Genomic DNA, 17,276 nt, shown 5'->3' with positions numbered 1-17,276 from the left:
GTAAAATTTGACGTTTCTTATTTTAGCAAGGTTATAGGCTTGTTTTGGGGCTTGAAATAGCAAGAATTGAGAGTGATTTAAGGGAAAATATTAACATATGTAGAAGTATTTTTATAAGAAATAACGAGAAAAAATCAATAAGTATGTTCTTGAGGGCTACTTTTTGACGTTTTATAATTAAAACTTAATAAAAAATAGCGGAAACAAAGAAAAAATGTGCTTACAAAAAGTAATCCGCACTTAGCTAGGAAGTTAAGAATGTGTAGGTTATTTTCAAACAAATACTAAGAATCCTATTTCAATCCTTTACAGAGGAACAAGGACTTCGTATAATAAAGGGACGAAAAGGAGCGAAAGTGATGAGAAACGAAATGATGCATCGACCAGTCGTTAAACCAGAATTGGTTGAGTATATGCGTACAAAACAAAAGAAACTTCCCGGAGAATTAGGTGCAGTGGAGGCGGAAGCCAATGAAGCAGGGGTGCCGATTATTCCGCACGAAACAGTAGTTTTTCTACAATTTTTGCTAGGACAACTAAAGCCTAAAAATATTTTAGAAATCGGGGCAGCAATTGGTTTTTCTTCAAGCTTGATGGCCCAATTTGTTGGTGAAGATGGTCACGTGACCACGATTGATCGTTTTGACGTAATGATAAAAAAAGCGAAGAAAACCTACCAACGCCTAGACTTAGAAGAAAAGGTCACTCTTTTAGAAGGACAAGCAGCTGAGATTCTACCAACGTTGGAAGGACCTTATGACTTTATTTTTATGGATAGTGCCAAATCAAAATACATTGAATTTTTACCTGAATGTTTACGGTTGCTGCCAGTTGGCGGCGTTTTAATGGTGGATGATGTATTTCAAGCTGGGACAATTTTAGACCCTGCTGAGGAAGTACCGAAAAAAAATCGAGCGATTCATCGTAAATTAAACCAATTTTTAGATGTAGTCATGGCGCATCCTGATTTAACTTCTACTTTAGTTCCTCTTGGTGATGGAGTTATTTTAATTACCAAAGAGAAAGAAACGATTATTTTAGATAGTTAAAGAATGTCTTCACAAAAAGAAAGCGAATCATTAAAAAGCAAGTTCTTTTAATGATTTGTTTTCTTTTTTATGTTATTTAAAAAGTTATCTCACTATTTCTAATTGAGAATGATAATTATAAAATTCTCAATAGGACAGTATTATGTGTTAATAAAACCTTGTTTGTTTATAATTATTCTATTGACGGAATAATTATAAACTGTTATCCTTAAAGAGTAAAAAAACAGAGGAGGAACGACAATGAATTTAATTAATCAAAAACTTTTTGACTTTGAATGTGATGCCTATCACGATGGTGAATTTACACGAGTATCAACAGAAGATATTTTAGGAAAATGGAGTATTTTCTTCTTTTATCCAGCTGATTTTTCTTTCGTGTGTCCTACGGAATTAGGGGATATGCAAGAGCATTATGCGCATTTACAGGAATTAAATTGTGAGGTTTACTCTGTTTCAGAAGATAGTCATTATGTGCATAAAGCATGGGCTGACGCTACAGAAACGATTGGAAAAATTAAATATCCAATGTTAGCCGATCCCAACGGTCAACTTGCTCGTTTCTTTGGCGTTTTAGATGAAGCTTCTGGAATGGCTTACCGTGCTTCATTTATTGTGAGTCCAGAAGGTGAGATCAAATCTTATGAAATCAACGATATGGGTATTGGTCGTAATGCTGAAGAACTTGTTCGAAAATTAGAAGCTTCTCAATTTGTAGCAGAACATGGTGATAAAGTTTGTCCAGCCAATTGGCAACCAGGAGAAGAAACAATTGCGCCAAGCTTAGATTTAGTTGGTAAAATTTAAATTCGCTTTGTAAATAGAGGTCAAAGAGTTGGATAAAACAGAGAAAATGTTTTGTTCAGCTCTTTTTCTGAAACACAGAAGAAAGAGGAGAAGCAAGTGACAGAAGAAATCTACGATTTGATTATTATTGGTGGCGGCTCAGCTGCTTTATCTGCAGGTATCTATGCAGGTCGCGCAATGATGGATACCTTAATTATTGAAAAAGACAAAATTGGCGGACAGGTAACGACGACTTCTGAAATTGTGAACTATCCAGCGATTCGTCACACAACAGGTCCAGAACTAATGGAAGAAATGCGCATTCAAGCACAAGACTTCGGTGTAGCTTTTACAAAAGACGAGATTATTGATGTTGATTTTAGTCAAACGATAAAAACTGTTCAATCGGCGAGTCAAACCTACCAAGCATATGCAGTATTGATTGCGACAGGGGCCTCTGCTCGTAAAATTGGTTTCCCTGGTGAAAGTGAATTTACAGGACGCGGCGTGGCCTATTGTTCTACTTGTGATGGGGAGTTTTTCCAAGGTCTGGATATTTTTGTGATTGGTGGCGGTTATGCAGCAGCGGAAGAGGCCGTTTATTTGACACGTTACGGTAAATCAGTAACGATGATTATCCGAGAACCTGATTTTACATGTGCAAAATTAACTGCGGAGGCGGCTAAAAATCACCCGAAAATTAAGATTGTTTATAACACAGAAGTGAAAGAAATTACGGGAGATGATTTTGTCCGAAAAGCTGTGTTTGTCAATAACCAGACGGGAGAAGAAACGGTTTATGAAGCACCAAAAGACAGTACATTTGGTCTGTTTGTTTTTGCTGGAAATAAACCAAGTACAGAAATTTTTGAAGGGAAAATTGCCTTAGACCGTGGGTATGTGCCAACAACTGAGAATATGGAAACCAATATTCCTGGCGTTTATGCAGCAGGAGATTTACGAATAAAAGAATTACGTCAAATTGTGACGGCGGTTGCAGACGGTGCAATTGCCGCCACTCATGCGCAACGTTACGTGACAGAACAAAAAACACAGGCGGGCCAACCGATTGTAACGAAGCGAATGACTGAACGATTAGCTAATCAATCTGCCCCTGAAACAAACAGTCAGCAATCAAAAGAAAAACAGCCAGCGAAAGTTACTGGTAAGCATCAGTGGTTCCCAGAAAGTATGCGCCAACAATTAAGCGGTATTTTCGCTAAACTAACCAAAAAAGTGACGTTGCTTCAGTTTTTGGATGCAAGTGATGAAAAATCATTGGAACTTCAGTCATTCTTAACAGAATTTGCAAGTCTGGATCAGAAGATTACTTTAGAAACGATTTTGAAAGATACTGAGCCAGCCAAAGAATTGCTGTATGGGATTGAAAAAATGCCTAGCGTTGTGCTCTTAGATGCGGCAGGAAACTATACAGGAATTAAATTTAGTGGTATTCCTAGTGGTCATGAAGTAAACTCGTTGGTTTTGGCAGTTTATAATGTCGGCAGCGAGGGACAGCCGTTAGAAGCAAGTCTGCAAAAGAACATACTTGCATTGCCAAAAAGAAAAATAGAAATCTTTGTTTCACTAACATGTCATTTCTGTCCCGATGTCGTGGCCGCTTGCCAACGGATTGCATCAATTAATCCTCATGTTGAAGCAGAAATGGTGGACATTAGTCTATTTCCAGAGTTGAAAAAAGAAAAGAAAATTATGAGCGTTCCAGCAATGCTGATTGATGGCGAACAAATGATTTTTGGTTCAAAAACAATGACCGAAATTATTGAAGCCTTGGCTTAAAAGAGGCGGAAAAAAGTAAATAGCCTAAAGACCTAAGTCATTCAAAAAAGTGAGAAATACGTCGAGATGATGTATTTCTCACTTTTTTCGCATAGTTAGTCAAGTACCTTTTTTGATTAAGCGATTGAGTTTCCTAAAAAGAATTAAAAAGACACAACAGCAAATGAACAATAGGCTTCCTGTTAGTGGTAAAAAGATACCTTGCATGTAGCTATCGATATGCATTAAACCAGGCACCTCGCTGAAAAAATCATGGATAAACTGTTGAATGAGCTTATTAGCTAGAAAAGCAGCTAAAGGCAAAACAAAAATCAAATAATAGATGGGTTGTAAGGCATAGCTAATTAAAATTTGTAATTTTGTCGTACCTAAAAGAGCTAAGATCAGTAAGTCGTTTTTTTGCTCTAAAAAAGTTAGGAAGAAAGCTCGGCAAATATAACTAATCAGGAAGAAAAAGAGTGTTCCAGTGCTGATTCCAGCCAAACCTCTGAAAATTTTCAATGGAGGAATCACTGCATAATTATCAAGAAGAATCATTTGTGAAAGCCATCGAGAAAACAACAAAGTCAATAATAGAGCAGAAAAAGTCAGAAAACTAATAATAAAGATAAGAATCAACGTACTAAATTGGTTTTTTGAGCGCCACGCATTTTTGAGAGAGTCTGTGAATAAGTAAAGAATCGAATACATCATCGCGTCCTTTCTGAAAAATTTTTGTTTTAGCGGAAAAGTTATGTAAAAGAAAAGACGTTATCTCCTGCCAACTAGCCAATGAAAGAGATAACGCCTTCGCTGGAAACAAGAACTGGATTATTTCACCAATACTAATTTTTTTAAAGGTTCAACCCCAAATCGTTGTTCTTGCTGTAAAAGAATTTCGGCACAAGCACGGCTATCTTCTAAAGCATCATGATGATTATTTAAAGTGATATTGAGGTTTTCACAAACGGTATTTAATTTATGATTAGGAAATTCAGGAAACAGTTTGCGACTCGTTTTGACAGTACATAAAGAAAGGTAATTAGGTTGTTCTAAGCCATAGTAATCTAAACAGCCAGCCAAAACGCTACAATCAAAACTTGCATTGTGAGCGACCACTAACCGATTTGGCTGAAAACAATGCTGAATTTGTTGCCATACTTCAGGGAATTTGGGCGCATTGGCAACATCTGATTCATGAATGCCGTGAATTTGCGTATTTCGCCAGAAAAAAGGTGTTTCTGGTTTGATTAACGTGTAAAATTCATCCACAATCCGACTATTTTCTACTTTAACAATTGCAATGGAACAGGCACTATGTTTATCATAACTAGCTGTTTCAAAGTCAAAAGCGTAAAAGTTCATTAAAAAAACTCCTTTCAACGCGTTGAGTAACACTTAAAAATCAAGTACAACTTCCACTGGACAATGATCACTACCAAGAATATCTGTATGGATTTTAGCACTGACTAAACGCTCATTCAAGGATTCTGACACAACGAAATAGTCAATCCGCCAACCTGCGTTATTTTTTCGTGCATTAAAGCGATAACTCCACCATGAGTAGATGCCCTCAGCTTCTGGATAAAAATAACGGAATGTATCAGTGAAACCACTGTCTAATAAATCAGTAAATTTTTGCCGTTCTTCAGGCGTGAACCCCGCATTTTTTTGATTGGTTTTCCAATTTTTTAAATCAATATTTTGATGAGCTACGTTTAAATCACCGCAAAGAATTACGGGTTTTTCTTGATTTAATTCGTTTAAATAGGCACTAAAAGCATCTTCCCATGTCATTCGATAAGCTAAACGCTTTAGTTCAGCTTGTGAGTTTGGTGTGTAGCAAGTGACTATGAAAAATTCTGGATATTCTAAAGTGATCACGCGGCCTTCTTGATCGTGAGCCTCGATACCTAAGCCATAGCGAACACTTAACGCTTCTTCTTTAGCGAAAATTGCTGTGCCAGAATAGCCTTTTTTTTCGGCGTAATTCCAATACTGATGATAGCCAGGAAGTTCTAAATCAATTTGCCCAGCTTGTAATTTTGTTTCTTGTAAACAGAAAAAATCTGCATCTAATTCATTAAAAACATCCATAAAATTCTTTTTAACAACCGCTCGTAAGCCGTTGACATTCCAAGAAATACATTTCATTGTTGAAACTCCTTTCAAATAAGAAACGCTTTTGCTCGTTTCAGTGCAAACCAGAACCAAAGAAAAGGTCGCTTGGTGCTTTCTTCTATTCTAATACTTTTTAAAGAAGTTTTAAATACTTGAAAAGAAAAAGAGAAAATGACTGATTTTTGGAAAGAAGTAGTCTATGATAAAATAGTAAAAAGAGCAGAAATGAGGACAAACGAATGAAAATTGGAGTCATTGGTTTAGGAAATATTGCACAAAAAGCGTATTTGCCAACTTATAGTGAATGCCGCCATTTGGCAGAGTTTGTGTTAGCAACTAGAAACCCAGAAACACGACAAAAAATCGCTGATCAGTATGGCTTTACAGAAACCGTTGGGACCATAGAAGAATTGATTGAAGCAAAGATTGATGCTTGTTTTGTCCATGTAGCCACAAAAGTGCATGGTGCAGTCGTTCGCCAATTATTACAGGCTGGTATTCACGTCTTTGTGGACAAACCTTTAAGTGAAGAGCTTGCTGAAGTCAAAGAATTACAAGCATTGGCAGCAGCAAAAAATCTGTGTCTGATGGTTGGTTTCAATCGTCGTTTTGCCCCTTATACGGAAGTATTGAAAAATATTCCTGAAAAACAAACTATTTTTATTAAAAAGAACCGCATCAATACAACGAGAGAAACAAGTTTTATGATGTATGATTTATTTTTACATGTCGTTGATACCGCAGTTTATTTAGCGGAAGGACCGCTCCACGTGGTGCAGTCAAAATTAGTGGAAGAAAACGGTTATTTAAAACGAGCAATTTTACAATTAGAAACCGAACAGACAACGATTGTTTGTTCCATGGATTTACACTCTGGGGCCAATACTGAAACTTTTGAAGTCACCAGCCCCACAGGTACTTATCGCTTGGAAAATTTAACGCATTTGACCATCCAAACAGAAGAAGAATACCAAGTAAAAGAGATGGGAGATTGGACGCCAACATTGGAAAAAAGAGGTTTTTACCAAATGGTTACTGCTTTCATCCAGGCCATTCAAAAACCGCAAGAGCAAGAGTTAAAACAAGAAAAAGTCTATGAAAGTCATGCGTTATGTGAAGAAATGCTACGCCAACAACAACGGCATGTTCTTTAAAGAGGACTAGCAACTTTCTTTCTATCATGCTAGAATAAGACAGATATTTTGAAAAGAAAGGACTAACTTTCGTGAACACTAAAGCTATGTTAGAAACATTAAACGAAATTACTTTATTAGTAGATGAACCATTAAAAAACGTAACCTTTACCAAAACAGGCGGCCCAGCTGATGTGTTGGCCTTACCCAAAACAAAAAAAGAAGTCGAAGAGATTGTGGCGTATTGCCGAGAACAAGGACTTTCATGGTTAGTATTAGGCAATGCTAGCAACTTGATTGTTCGTGATGGCGGTATTCGCGATGTCGTGATTATGCTAACAGAAATGAAAGAAATCAAAGTAGCCGGTACCACCATGATTGTGGATGCTGGTGCCAAGCTGATTGATACAACCTACGAAGCCTTAGCAGCTGATTTAACTGGTTTTGAATTTGCTTGTGGCATTCCGGGAAGTGTCGGTGGTGCTGTTTATATGAATGCTGGAGCATATGGCGGGGAAATTAAAGATGTTTTCCAGTCTGCAGAAGTGCTGTTGGCAGATGGAACTATCCAAACAATGACGAAAGAAGACCTGAATTTCCGTTATCGTCATAGTGAAATTCAAGAATTACATTGTATTGTCTTGCAAGCAACGTTTGCTTTAGAAAAAGGAAACCATGCAGAAATTAAAGCCCAAATGGATGAATTAACGGAACTTCGTGAACTGAAGCAACCGCTAGAGTATCCCTCTTGTGGCAGTGTCTTTAAACGCCCTGTTGGTCATTTTACAGGAAAATTAATCCAAGACGCTGGCTTACAAGGCTTAAAATGGGGCGGTGCTCAAATTTCTGAAAAGCATGCGGGATTTATTGTTAACATCGATCATGCAACCGCAACAGATTATGTGGAATTAATTGCACATATCCAAGAAGTGATTAAAGAAAAATTTGATGTTGAATTGCAAACGGAAGTTCGAATTATTGGTGAAGAAGTCTAAAAAATAAGCTAGGGAGGTAAGTCATTTTGACTTGCCTCCCTAGCTTTAAATCCTAAGATAAAGATCGTAAATTTTACTCGTCTTCTAAATTTTCCAATTCTACAACTTTAAAGTTTTTCCGCTCTAAATGTTCTACAATGGCTGTACACGTTTCGGCAGTTGTGCCGGCTGGTAAAGTAATAAGTGTGCGACGAACAAATTCTTCACTATCAACATCCAATGTAATACAGCTGGCGATGCTGCTATATTTGGCAATGATTTTTGAAATGGCTGCTAAGTCGCCTTGTTGACCAACTGAAGCAATTGTTAAAACGTAGCTCCCTTGTTTTACATTCCAAGATTGCGCTAAAATATTTAATAAGGTGCTGTGTGTTAAAATGCCGTAAAAATAATTATTTTCATCTAAAACAGCAATGTAAGGTAGTTCTTTAATAGTAAAAAATACCTTGAAAAATGAAGTGTTGACATAAATAAATTTTGTGGCATTTTTTAACAAATAGGTAACAGGTAAACTCATATCGCCACCGTTTGCTTTATGGCGGTAAATATGCATTTTATAAATATTTCCTCGGAAAATTTTTCCAGATTCGTCTAAAATTGGGACACAACGGTAACCTGAGTCTTCTAAAATAGAAAGAGCTTCTTCTAGAGTACAAGATTCATTGACGGTTGTTAAATTATCTTTTTTAATAACTACAGATTTTAATAACATAAACAGGCCTCCTAAGGGTTCATTTTTAATAAATTTATCATATCATAACTTAGCAGAAAACAATAGCTGAGACCTCAGAATAAAAGCAATTTTGTTAAAATAAATAGAAAATAAAGAAAAATCAGATATTTTGTAAAAGAAATCAAGCACGTATTCGCGATAATGGTGAAAAATTACGTAAGAATCGGCACGGCGCTTCTTTAAAAAGTAAATTAAACTTTGACAACTTTTTCGAATAATGGTACTGTTAAGAAGTAAATTTGTGAATAGAGGAGGTCGAAGAACATGGCAACAAAGAAAGCAGCTCTTGCTTGTTCCGTTTGTGGCTCTCGCAACTATTCTAAATCCGTTAGTGAAGGTAAACGTGGCGAACGCTTAGAAATCAATAAATTCTGTAAATATTGTAATCAATACACGTTACATAAAGAAACGAAATAGATTTAGAGGAGGGTATCAACATGAAATTTTTCCGCAGCGTTGCTGATGAGATGAAGCAAGTAACTTGGCCAACAAAAAAACAATTGCGTAAAGATACATTAGTTGTAATTGAAACATCTATTTTATTTGCAGCATTGTTCTTTATCATGGATACTGTTATCCAAACGGCATTTGGCTGGATTTTAAAATAATTAATTCTAGTATTTCCCGACGAGGGGTGCTATAATAGTATTCGAGAAAAAGCTTCGGGAAACTGAGCTTTTTTTATTTGCTCGAAAAAAATAAACTAAAACATTTAAAGGAGCCGAATCAGTAATGGAAACTTTTGAAAGAAATTGGTACGTATTGCACACCTATTCAGGCTATGAAAATAAAGTAAAAGCAAACATTGAATCACGTGCACAAAGCATGGGGATGGGCGATTATATTTTTCGTGTCGTTGTACCAGAAGAAACAGAAAAAGAAGTCAAAAATGGTAAAGAAAAAGAAATCGTTCATAAAACTTTCCCTGGTTATGTGTTAGTGGAAATGATTATGACTGATGATTCTTGGTATATTGTTCGTAATACGCCAGGCGTAACTGGTTTTGTAGGCTCACATGGTGCCGGTAGTAAACCCGCTCCTTTATTACAAGAAGAAATTAACCACATTTTACGTTCAATTGGCATGAGCACCCGTCAATCAGACTTAGAAGTAGCGCTAGGCGATACAGTGAAAATTATCGAAGGTGCCTTTTCTGGTCTTGAAGGTGTTGTGACAGAAATCGATGAAGAAAAACAAAAATTAAAAGTAAACATCGATATGTTTGGTCGTGAAACAAGTACAGAATTAGACTTTGAACAAGTCGATAACATTGATTAATAAACAAGCTGACAAACTATTGTTCAGCTGATTGATACAGATTGTAGGGTCTGGAAAAGCAGTCAACTGACTTCTTTTCCAAGCCCTTTTTTATTTCATCGCAGAAAGGAATGAAAAAATGAAACAGGCCAAAAAATATCGTTATTTTTCTTTGCTAATGGGTCTTGTTCTATTATTAAGTGCTTGCCAAATTGGAGCAACCACGAAGAATGACAACCAAGCCCCCACAAAAGATGCAACCGTTGAGTTAAACCGCACAACAACACCAACGCTCTTTTTTCATGGTTACGCGGGAACTAAAAATTCGTTTGGCTCGTTACTGCATCGCTTGGAGAAACAAGGTGCCACAACTCAAGAATTAGTGCTACTCGTTAAACCTGATGGGACCGTGGTTAAAGAGCGAGGAGCTTTAAGTGGCAAAGCGACGAATCCCAGTGTTCAAGTTCTATTTGAAGATAATAAAAACAATGAATGGAATCAAACAGAATGGATAAAAAACACATTACTCTATTTACAAAAAAATTATCAAGTGAACAAAGCCAATATTGTCGGGCACTCTATGGGTGGTGTTAGTGGTTTACGTTATTTAGGAACCTATGGGCAAGACACATCGTTACCTAAAATTGAAAAATTTGTCAGCATTGGAGCACCTTTCAATGATTTTATTGATACGAGTCAACAGCAAACCATCGAAACGGAACTAGAAAATGGCCCCACAGAAAAAAGTAGCCGCTATTTGGATTATCAAGAGATGATTAATGTTGTTCCAGAAAAACTGCCCATTTTATTAATTGGTGGTCAATTAAGTGCAACAGATTTAAGTGATGGAACGGTACCGTTATCTAGTGCCTTAGCAGTCAACGCCTTGCTAAGACAGCGAGGAACTCAAGTCACTAGCCAGATTATTAAAGGAGAAAATGCACAACATAGCCAATTACATGAAAATCCTGAAGTAGATCAATTGCTAATTGAATTTCTATGGCCAAGTAAAAAATAGCAAAAAGGCACATGTTCCATAAAAAATGGAACATGTGCCTTTTTCTATACTTGGGCTAGCGAAATAGCTTTTTTCAGCTATAATAAATAAAATTATTTATTTTTAGGAGATATTGGAATGTAATCCTCATGATTTAAATAAGCACAAATCAAGGCTTCAAAGGTGATTAATGTTTGGCCAAAAAACATTTGTGGCTGAGCGACACTTGTTGAAAACGGGCTGTAAGAGTCAGTTGAAAAAACGAGATCTGCCAGTCGACCAAGAGTTGAATTTTTGGCACCAACAAAAGAAATGATAGGATGTTTTTTCTCTTTCGCAAGCAGAGCTGTTTCTTTTAGGTATTTTTCTTCACCAGAATGTGAAAGAATGATAAAAAGAAAATTCTGATTATTTTGACTATTTATCGAATGAGTATGGGCTGTTGTGATACTGGGGATGCCATGAAAATTGAAAACTTCACTAATGTAAGCCGCCAAATGTCGTGAAAAGTCATGACCTAAAATAACAAATAAATGACTCTTGTGTTTGGCAAGCAGTCGACAAAACTCGTTGGTTGTTTCAAATGAAGGCGCTGTTTCATAAGGGATTGGCTGAGAAAAATGGGCTTCTTTTAATTTGTAAATAAGTTCATTATAACCTGATAAATTTAATTTTTTGGCTAAACGAATGATGGAACTAGGCGAAGAAAAGCAGTGTTTGGCAACTTCTCGAATACTCAAATCGGCCGCGTTCGTACTTTGTTGATCCAAATAATACAAAATCTGACTTTCTGTTTTCGTTAAATGATACGTTTCTTTTAAGTAATCTAAGTTCATGAGCAAACCTCCTTTATCAGATTATAAATAATTTTGTGGGAAAAAGGTATCAAAAAATAAAAAAATGAGGTGTTTTTATGAAAAGGGCAACAAAGCAAAGGCTGTCTTTGGCAGCAATCATAGTTCTACTTCTCTCGGGCTGTGGAAATGTTGGGAAAGAAACCAAAAAGCAAGAACAACAGGTATTACGGGTCGGGATTGATTCGGAATTATCAACGGCAGACGTGTCGTTGGCAATGGATAATACAGCAGCAGATGTAATGAGTCAAGTAGGAGAGGGACTTTTCTCCTTTGACGAAAAAGGAGAAGCTAAACCAGCATTGGCAACTGAAAAAGTACAGCCCTCTAATGATGGTTTAATCTATACTTTTACGATTCGAAAAGATGCAAAATGGAGTAACGGCGAGCCAATCACAGCCAATGATTTTGAATATTCTTGGAAGCGCACAGTAGACCCAAAAACAGCTTCCCCGCAAGCGTATTATTTTGAAGGGCTAAAAAATTATCGTGCTATTGTTGACGGTGGCAAATCTAAAGAAGAGCTAGGGGTAACAGCCATTGATGACCATACCTTGGAAGTAGAGCTGAGCTATCCTATGAGTTATTTTCAACAATTATTGGCGGTGCCAGCTTTTTATCCTTTAAATGAAGTATTTGTCGAAAAAACGGGCAAAAACTATGGTACATCAGCTGAGTCAACACTTTACAATGGCGCTTTCACATTGGAAGGTTGGGATGGCACGAATAATACTTGGTCCTATGTGAAGAATAAAAATTATTGGGATCAAGCGAATGTTTCGCTAGATAAGGTGGATGTCCAAGTCGTTAAAGAAGTCAATACTGGGAAAAATCTTTTCGAAGGGAAAGAATTAGATGTTGTAAAAATTTCTGGAGAAATTGTTGCACAAGAACACGGCAATGCAGCTTTGAAAATTCGTGAAATTCCTGGAACGTATTATATCCAATTAAATACGCAAAAAAATCTTTTGGCAAATAAGAATGCACGTCGAGCGATAGCATTATCATTGAATTCTGAACGTTTAGCTAAAAATGTTTTAAATGATGGCTCAAAAAAAGCACTTGGCTTCGTGCCAACAGGTTTCACTAATCAAGAAACGCAAAAAGATTTTGCAGAGGAATTAGGAGATTTAAATCCTAGTGAACCAGAAAAAGCGAAAGAGTTATGGCAAACGGCTAAAAAAGAATTAGGAATTGAAAAAGCGGAGCTAACGATTTTAAGTTCGGATACAGAAAATGCTAAAAAAATCAGTGAGTATGTTCAAGGAGCTTTAGCAGATAATTTAGAAAATTTAACAGTCAATGTTTCGCCAGTTCCTTTTAATAATCGTTTAGAAAAAAGTCGCAGCGGAGATTTCGACATTGTGGTTGGTGGCTGGACGCCAGTATATGCTGATCCAATCGATTTCTTAAACCTATTGCAATCAAAAAATTCCAATAATTTTGGTAAATGGTCTAATAAGACCTTCGATCAGTTGCTTCAAGAAGCAAACGTAACTTATGCAAATAAATATGAAGAACGTTGGAAAACATTACAAAAAGCGGATCAATTGGTTGCGGAAGAAGCACCCCTAGTTCCTCTTTATCAATTAACAGAAGCACGCTTAGTGGACGATTCTGTCCAAAATTTAGTCTATGGCCCATTAGGTTCAGGCTATTACAAATCAGTCTCTATCAGTGACAAGTAAAGGTTGGGAAAAAATGAAAAAAAGTCAAGCTGTTCAATTAATTCAGGAACTTTCAAATGCTAATGGTGTTTCAGGTTTTGAAACAGAAGTCGTTAGAATCCTTCAACACGCAACTGCGGATTTTACTATTCAACGGCTAGATGCCATTAAAAATTTATATCTTGAGAAGAAAAATAATCTAAGTGAAGGTCCAGTAGTGCTTTTTGATGCTCATAGTGACGAAGTGGGTTTTATGATTCAAGCAATTAAAGAAAACGGTTTGTTGCGTTTTCTTCCGTTAGGTGGCTGGGTCCCTAATACGATTTCTGCACAAAAAGTTCGGATTCGTAACCGGGAAGGCACCTATCTGCCAGGCGTAGTTACTAGTCGGCCCCCTCATTTTATGACACCAGAGGAACGTCAGCGGCCATTAACCATTGCTGATTTGACAATCGATATTGGCGCTACCTCAAAAGAAGAAGTAATTGAAACGTACAAAATCGATCTTGGTGCACCGGTCATTCCAGATGTGACGTGTTGTTACAACGAACAGACAGATCTTTTTTTAGGAAAAGCTTTTGATTGTCGCATTGGCTGTGCTTGCTTAGTGGACGTCATGGAGGAGTTGAAAGAAGAGACACTTCCATTCAAGTTAGTTGCGACAGTAACTGCACAAGAAGAAGTTGGCGAAAGAGGAGCACTTATTGCCGCAAAACAAGTCAATCCTGATTTAGCTATTGTTTTCGAAGGCTGCCCTGCTGATGATACGGCAGAAACGCCAGAGATGATTCAATCAGCAATGGGAAAAGGACCGATGTTACGCTATTTTGATGTTTCTATGATTACGAATCCGGAATTTCAAGAGTATGCACTAGAGATTGCTAAAATACACAAAATTCCTGTTCAAGTTTCTGTTCGAAGTGGTGGTGGAACCAATGGCATGGCGATTACACAAGTTCAAGGAGCCCCGACGATTGTTGTAGGAATTCCTGTCCGTTACGCACACACACACCATTGCTATGTGGACTTTCAAGATTACCAAGCGGCGAAAGAATTAGTCATTCAATTAATCAAAAATTTAGATGCTGACAAAATTCAAGCACTGGTTCAGCCATTGTCAAAGGAGTGGAACAAATGAAGATTTATGTATCATGCGATATTGAAGGATTAGCAGGTATTGCGACATTTGATATGGAAAAAGAGGATACCGTTTTATTCCGAGAATTATATCACCAACATGTGGCTTGGTTGATTGAAGGGATTCAAAAGAGTGCTAAAAATGAACAAATTACAGAAATTACTATTGCCGATTCGCATAGCCGTGGATTGAATTTAGCTTATGCGCGCTTAGCAGAAATGGATGAACGAATTTCCTTAGTGAGCGGCTTTCCTCGCATGGATTATATGATGAGTGGCTTGGATAGTAGCTATGATGTAGTCTTTTTCTTAGGTTATCATGCTGGTATTGGTAAACAAAAAGGGAATATGGATCATGGGTATAGTGCTAGTGTTGCTTATGATTTAAAAATAAACGAATTAGCGATGAATGAAACGACAATTAATGCAGCTTACGCTAGCGAATTAGGTGTCCCTGTTGGTTTAATTATCGGTGAATCAGGCTTAGAGGAACAACTTTTTCAAGAAAAAATGATGCCCGAAGTCCCCTTTGTTTCCACCAAAGAATCTCTGGGACGTTATGCAATCAAAAATAGACCCATGCAACAAGTTCGGGAAGCTATCGTAGCAACTACAAGTCAGGTGTTAACTTCCTTTGCGTTGTCTGAATTACCCCGATATGCCTTGCAAACACCTGCAACTGTAAAATTGCAATGTGTGACGACAGCACAAGCAGATCGCATTGAAATGTTACCAATGATTAAACGCATTGATGGTAGAACCGTTTCATTTGTGGGTGAAACGATGAAAGATGTCATGAATGGAATTGTCGCTGTGGTTGGTTTAGGCGGAACAAGTGATTAAAGAAGAAGCTTACGGAAAAAACGAATGGACGTTTTTTCCTGTAAGCTTCTTGCTATAGTTATTTCTATTTTTGTTTCTCTAGAATTTCTTTGCTTAAACGTTGTGCAGTTGGTGTCACCGCAAGACCGCCTTCAGCGGTTTCCTTGAAAATTTGTGGCATTTGGCGACCCACTTGGTACATTGCGTGGATGACTTCATCTGGTGGAATGACACTTCGGATCCCCGCTAAAGCCATGTCAGCTGAGATGAAGGCTTGAGAAGAACCTAATGCATTTCGCTTCACGCAAGGGACTTCAACAAGTCCTGCAACAGGATCACAAATGAGGCCCATCATATTTTTTATCGTAATAGCCACAGCTTGAGCAGATTGATCAGGCGTACCGCCAGAAGCCGCAACTAAAGCGGCACTGGCCATTGCACTAGCAGAGCCGACTTCAGCTTGACAACCACCTTCGGCACCACTGATTGAGGCATTGTTGGCAATCACTAAGCCAAAAGCCCCAGCTGTAAATAGAAAATCCAATTGTTGCTGATGGGTTAACTTTAAGCGATCAATAACTGCCAACAAGACGCCAGAAACTACTCCGGCACTGCCTGCAGTTGGTGTAGCACAAATCAAGCCCATTTTTGCATTAACTTCATTAACAGCAATCGCATTTCGCACGGCTTGTAAAATGGTCTCACCGCTTAAAAAGTTGCCTGAATGTATGTAATCATTTAAGCGGGTTGCATCGCCACCAGTTAGCCCTGTTACTGAGGTAACACCAGCGATTCCTTCAGCGACAGATTGTTTCATAACGGCTAGATTTTTTTCCATTGTTTCAATAATTCGTTCACGAGAATACCCGCCATGAGCCATTTCTGTTGCAATCATTAATTCGCTCACAGAAGGGTACTCTTTCGCTTGAGCTACCAAATCTTCAATTGAATAAAACATCGTATTACTCCTTTACGTTCATTTAGTCAAAATAGTTAACGCTATATATATGAGGGATTTCAGCTAATTGCATGACAATGTCACCGACTTCGGCTTGATCAACTTCAATAATCATAATCGCTTTTTCCCCTTTAGATTCTCGGGTAACGGTCATTGTACTAATATTGATATCGCTAGCTGAAAGGATGTTGGTCACCTTAGCAATCATGCCAGGAACATCTTGATGGACAACAATAAATGTTGGCGTGCCCATACTTAAAGACAATTTGAAGCCATTTAATTCAGAAATTTGAATGTTTCCACCACCAATTGAAATTCCTGTCACAGATAGTTTTCGGTCGCCAGAAGAAACCACAATTTTAACGGAATTAGGATGGTCTGCTTTTTCACTTTTAGGAATAAAACAAACTTCCATTCCTTGTTCATAGGCAATTTCCAAAGAATTGGCTAGTTGCTCATCATCTGGTTCCATGCCTAAAAGGCCGCCAACTAAGGCGATATCTGTTCCGTGACCACGATAAGTTTTGGCAAAAGACTCATATAAATAAATGTCAACGCTATCAGGTTGCTGTCCAAAAATACTGCGAACCACTTTTCCAATTCTTGCCGCTCCAGCTGTATGAGAACTGCTTGGACCAATCATAACGGGTCCGATAATATCAAAAACACTATTAAAGCGTAACTCTTCCATTTCAGCACCTTCTTCATTAGAATATGTTTTCATTGGAAGTCTAACACAAAAAATGGCGGGGAACTAGGCAATCGCTTGTGTTTTAGCGAATAATTTAAATTTTTATCAGAATGAAAGCAAGGGGCCTTCGTTGACAAATCAGTGAAGAGATGCTAAATTCTAGATAATAAAAGACGAAAAGAGGGATTCGTGCGTTGAAAATTTAAGTTAATTTTTTAGAGAAACTGTATAACTTTGCCTGAATATAACGGGTGGAGTGTGCGGATTTTCGGAAATTAGCTTAAAGAATTCAGCCACGGG

General features: G+C 37.5%; 19 protein-coding genes. 12 read left to right on the top strand and 7 right to left on the bottom strand.

Annotation, left to right across the window (positions count from 1 at the left end; translation table 11 throughout):
- Positions 1–359 precede the first annotated feature (359 nt).
- The 3 genes from IGJ52_RS11115 (at position 360) to IGJ52_RS11105 (ending at position 3,632) form a co-directional block, all read left to right on the top strand.
- On the top strand, positions 360–1,049 hold the full coding sequence (locus IGJ52_RS11115; RefSeq protein WP_002381418.1) for an O-methyltransferase: 690 nt from the start codon (positions 360–362) through the stop codon (positions 1,047–1,049).
- 240 nt (positions 1,050–1,289) lie between these two features.
- Positions 1,290–1,853 carry an alkyl hydroperoxide reductase subunit C gene (gene ahpC, locus IGJ52_RS11110; RefSeq protein WP_002356396.1) on the top strand — a complete coding sequence of 188 codons (564 nt, stop codon included), beginning with the start codon at positions 1,290–1,292 and terminating at the stop codon, positions 1,851–1,853.
- 96 nt (positions 1,854–1,949) lie between these two features.
- Positions 1,950–3,632, top strand: coding sequence for an FAD-dependent oxidoreductase (locus tag IGJ52_RS11105; RefSeq protein WP_010827704.1), 1,683 nt, complete (start codon positions 1,950–1,952; stop codon positions 3,630–3,632).
- Positions 3,633–3,731: 99 nt separating this feature from the next.
- Here IGJ52_RS11105 and IGJ52_RS11100 read toward each other — a convergent pair whose 3' ends face one another.
- From IGJ52_RS11100 to IGJ52_RS11090, 3 genes are all read right to left on the bottom strand, one after another.
- Positions 3,732–4,322 (bottom strand): hypothetical protein, encoded by a 591-nt coding sequence (locus IGJ52_RS11100; protein WP_033601219.1) that lies wholly within the window; start codon positions 4,320–4,322, stop codon positions 3,732–3,734.
- A gap of 120 nt (positions 4,323–4,442) precedes the next feature.
- Complete coding sequence (locus tag IGJ52_RS11095) at positions 4,443–4,976, bottom strand: 3'-5' exonuclease (protein ID WP_010713133.1); 534 nt, start codon at positions 4,974–4,976, stop codon at positions 4,443–4,445.
- Between the two features lie 33 nt (positions 4,977–5,009).
- Entirely contained in the window at positions 5,010–5,765 is a 756-nt protein-coding gene (locus tag IGJ52_RS11090) for an exodeoxyribonuclease III (protein WP_002419270.1), read from the bottom strand.
- Between the two features lie 206 nt (positions 5,766–5,971).
- On the opposite strand from IGJ52_RS11090, the gene IGJ52_RS11085 reads away from it, so the two are divergent.
- Together IGJ52_RS11085 and murB are read left to right on the top strand one after the other, a co-directional pair.
- The gene (locus IGJ52_RS11085; protein ID WP_002419269.1) at positions 5,972–6,886 is read left to right on the top strand and encodes a Gfo/Idh/MocA family protein; all 915 of its coding nucleotides are present in this window, start codon (positions 5,972–5,974) and stop codon (positions 6,884–6,886) included.
- Positions 6,887–6,972: 86 nt separating this feature from the next.
- Entirely contained in the window at positions 6,973–7,860 is an 888-nt protein-coding gene (gene murB, locus IGJ52_RS11080) for a UDP-N-acetylmuramate dehydrogenase (protein WP_002387193.1), read from the top strand.
- Between the two features lie 73 nt (positions 7,861–7,933).
- Here murB and cbpA read toward each other — a convergent pair whose 3' ends face one another.
- Positions 7,934–8,572, bottom strand: a complete 639-nt coding sequence (gene cbpA, locus IGJ52_RS11075; RefSeq protein ID WP_002365057.1) for a cyclic di-AMP binding protein CbpA — start codon at positions 8,570–8,572, stop codon at positions 7,934–7,936.
- 285 nt (positions 8,573–8,857) lie between these two features.
- On the opposite strand from cbpA, the gene rpmG reads away from it, so the two are divergent.
- The 4 genes from rpmG (at position 8,858) to IGJ52_RS11055 (ending at position 10,868) form a co-directional block, all read left to right on the top strand.
- Entirely contained in the window at positions 8,858–9,010 is a 153-nt protein-coding gene (gene rpmG, locus IGJ52_RS11070; protein ID WP_002356408.1) for a 50S ribosomal protein L33, read from the top strand.
- A gap of 20 nt (positions 9,011–9,030) precedes the next feature.
- Positions 9,031–9,201, top strand: a complete 171-nt coding sequence (gene secE, locus IGJ52_RS11065) for a preprotein translocase subunit SecE (protein WP_002356409.1) — start codon at positions 9,031–9,033, stop codon at positions 9,199–9,201.
- A gap of 124 nt (positions 9,202–9,325) precedes the next feature.
- Positions 9,326–9,871, top strand: a complete 546-nt coding sequence (nusG, locus tag IGJ52_RS11060) for a transcription termination/antitermination protein NusG (protein ID WP_002384070.1) — start codon at positions 9,326–9,328, stop codon at positions 9,869–9,871.
- A 118-nt stretch (positions 9,872–9,989) separates the two neighbouring features.
- On the top strand, positions 9,990–10,868 hold the full coding sequence (locus IGJ52_RS11055) for an alpha/beta hydrolase (protein ID WP_438792114.1): 879 nt from the start codon (positions 9,990–9,992) through the stop codon (positions 10,866–10,868).
- A 92-nt stretch (positions 10,869–10,960) separates the two neighbouring features.
- Here the strand turns inward: IGJ52_RS11055 and IGJ52_RS11050 are convergent, their stop codons facing one another.
- The gene (locus IGJ52_RS11050) at positions 10,961–11,683 is read right to left on the bottom strand and encodes a MurR/RpiR family transcriptional regulator (RefSeq protein WP_002382511.1); all 723 of its coding nucleotides are present in this window, start codon (positions 11,681–11,683) and stop codon (positions 10,961–10,963) included.
- 77 nt (positions 11,684–11,760) lie between these two features.
- On the opposite strand from IGJ52_RS11050, the gene IGJ52_RS11045 reads away from it, so the two are divergent.
- From IGJ52_RS11045 to IGJ52_RS11035, 3 genes are read left to right on the top strand one after another with little or no spacing between them, the layout of a single operon-like run.
- Positions 11,761–13,389, top strand: coding sequence for a peptide ABC transporter substrate-binding protein (locus IGJ52_RS11045; RefSeq protein ID WP_438792113.1), 1,629 nt, complete (start codon positions 11,761–11,763; stop codon positions 13,387–13,389).
- Between the two features lie 13 nt (positions 13,390–13,402).
- The gene (locus tag IGJ52_RS11040) at positions 13,403–14,506 is read left to right on the top strand and encodes a M42 family metallopeptidase (protein WP_025194202.1); all 1,104 of its coding nucleotides are present in this window, start codon (positions 13,403–13,405) and stop codon (positions 14,504–14,506) included.
- The gene (locus IGJ52_RS11035; protein WP_010827695.1) at positions 14,503–15,348 is read left to right on the top strand and encodes a M55 family metallopeptidase; all 846 of its coding nucleotides are present in this window, start codon (positions 14,503–14,505) and stop codon (positions 15,346–15,348) included. The genes IGJ52_RS11040 and IGJ52_RS11035 overlap by 4 nt, the downstream gene beginning before the upstream one ends.
- Before the next feature lie 64 nt (positions 15,349–15,412).
- On the opposite strand, the gene sdaAA is transcribed toward IGJ52_RS11035, so the two are convergent.
- Together sdaAA and sdaAB are read right to left on the bottom strand one after the other, a co-directional pair.
- Positions 15,413–16,285 carry an L-serine ammonia-lyase, iron-sulfur-dependent, subunit alpha gene (gene sdaAA, locus IGJ52_RS11030; RefSeq protein WP_002367199.1) on the bottom strand — a complete coding sequence of 291 codons (873 nt, stop codon included), beginning with the start codon at positions 16,283–16,285 and terminating at the stop codon, positions 15,413–15,415.
- Between the two features lie 22 nt (positions 16,286–16,307).
- Positions 16,308–16,976: an L-serine ammonia-lyase, iron-sulfur-dependent subunit beta gene (gene sdaAB, locus IGJ52_RS11025; RefSeq protein WP_002414070.1), complete on the bottom strand. Its 669-nt coding sequence runs from the start codon at positions 16,974–16,976 to the stop codon at positions 16,308–16,310.
- Positions 16,977–17,276: the final 300 nt, after the last annotated feature.

Origin of the sequence: Enterococcus sp. DIV1758 (assembly GCF_051711985.1) — a bacterium.
Taxonomy (GTDB): domain Bacteria; phylum Bacillota; class Bacilli; order Lactobacillales; family Enterococcaceae; genus Enterococcus; species Enterococcus faecalis.
The sequence above is the reverse complement of the archived record's forward strand: the minus strand, read 5'-3'. Positions and strand labels throughout refer to the sequence as shown.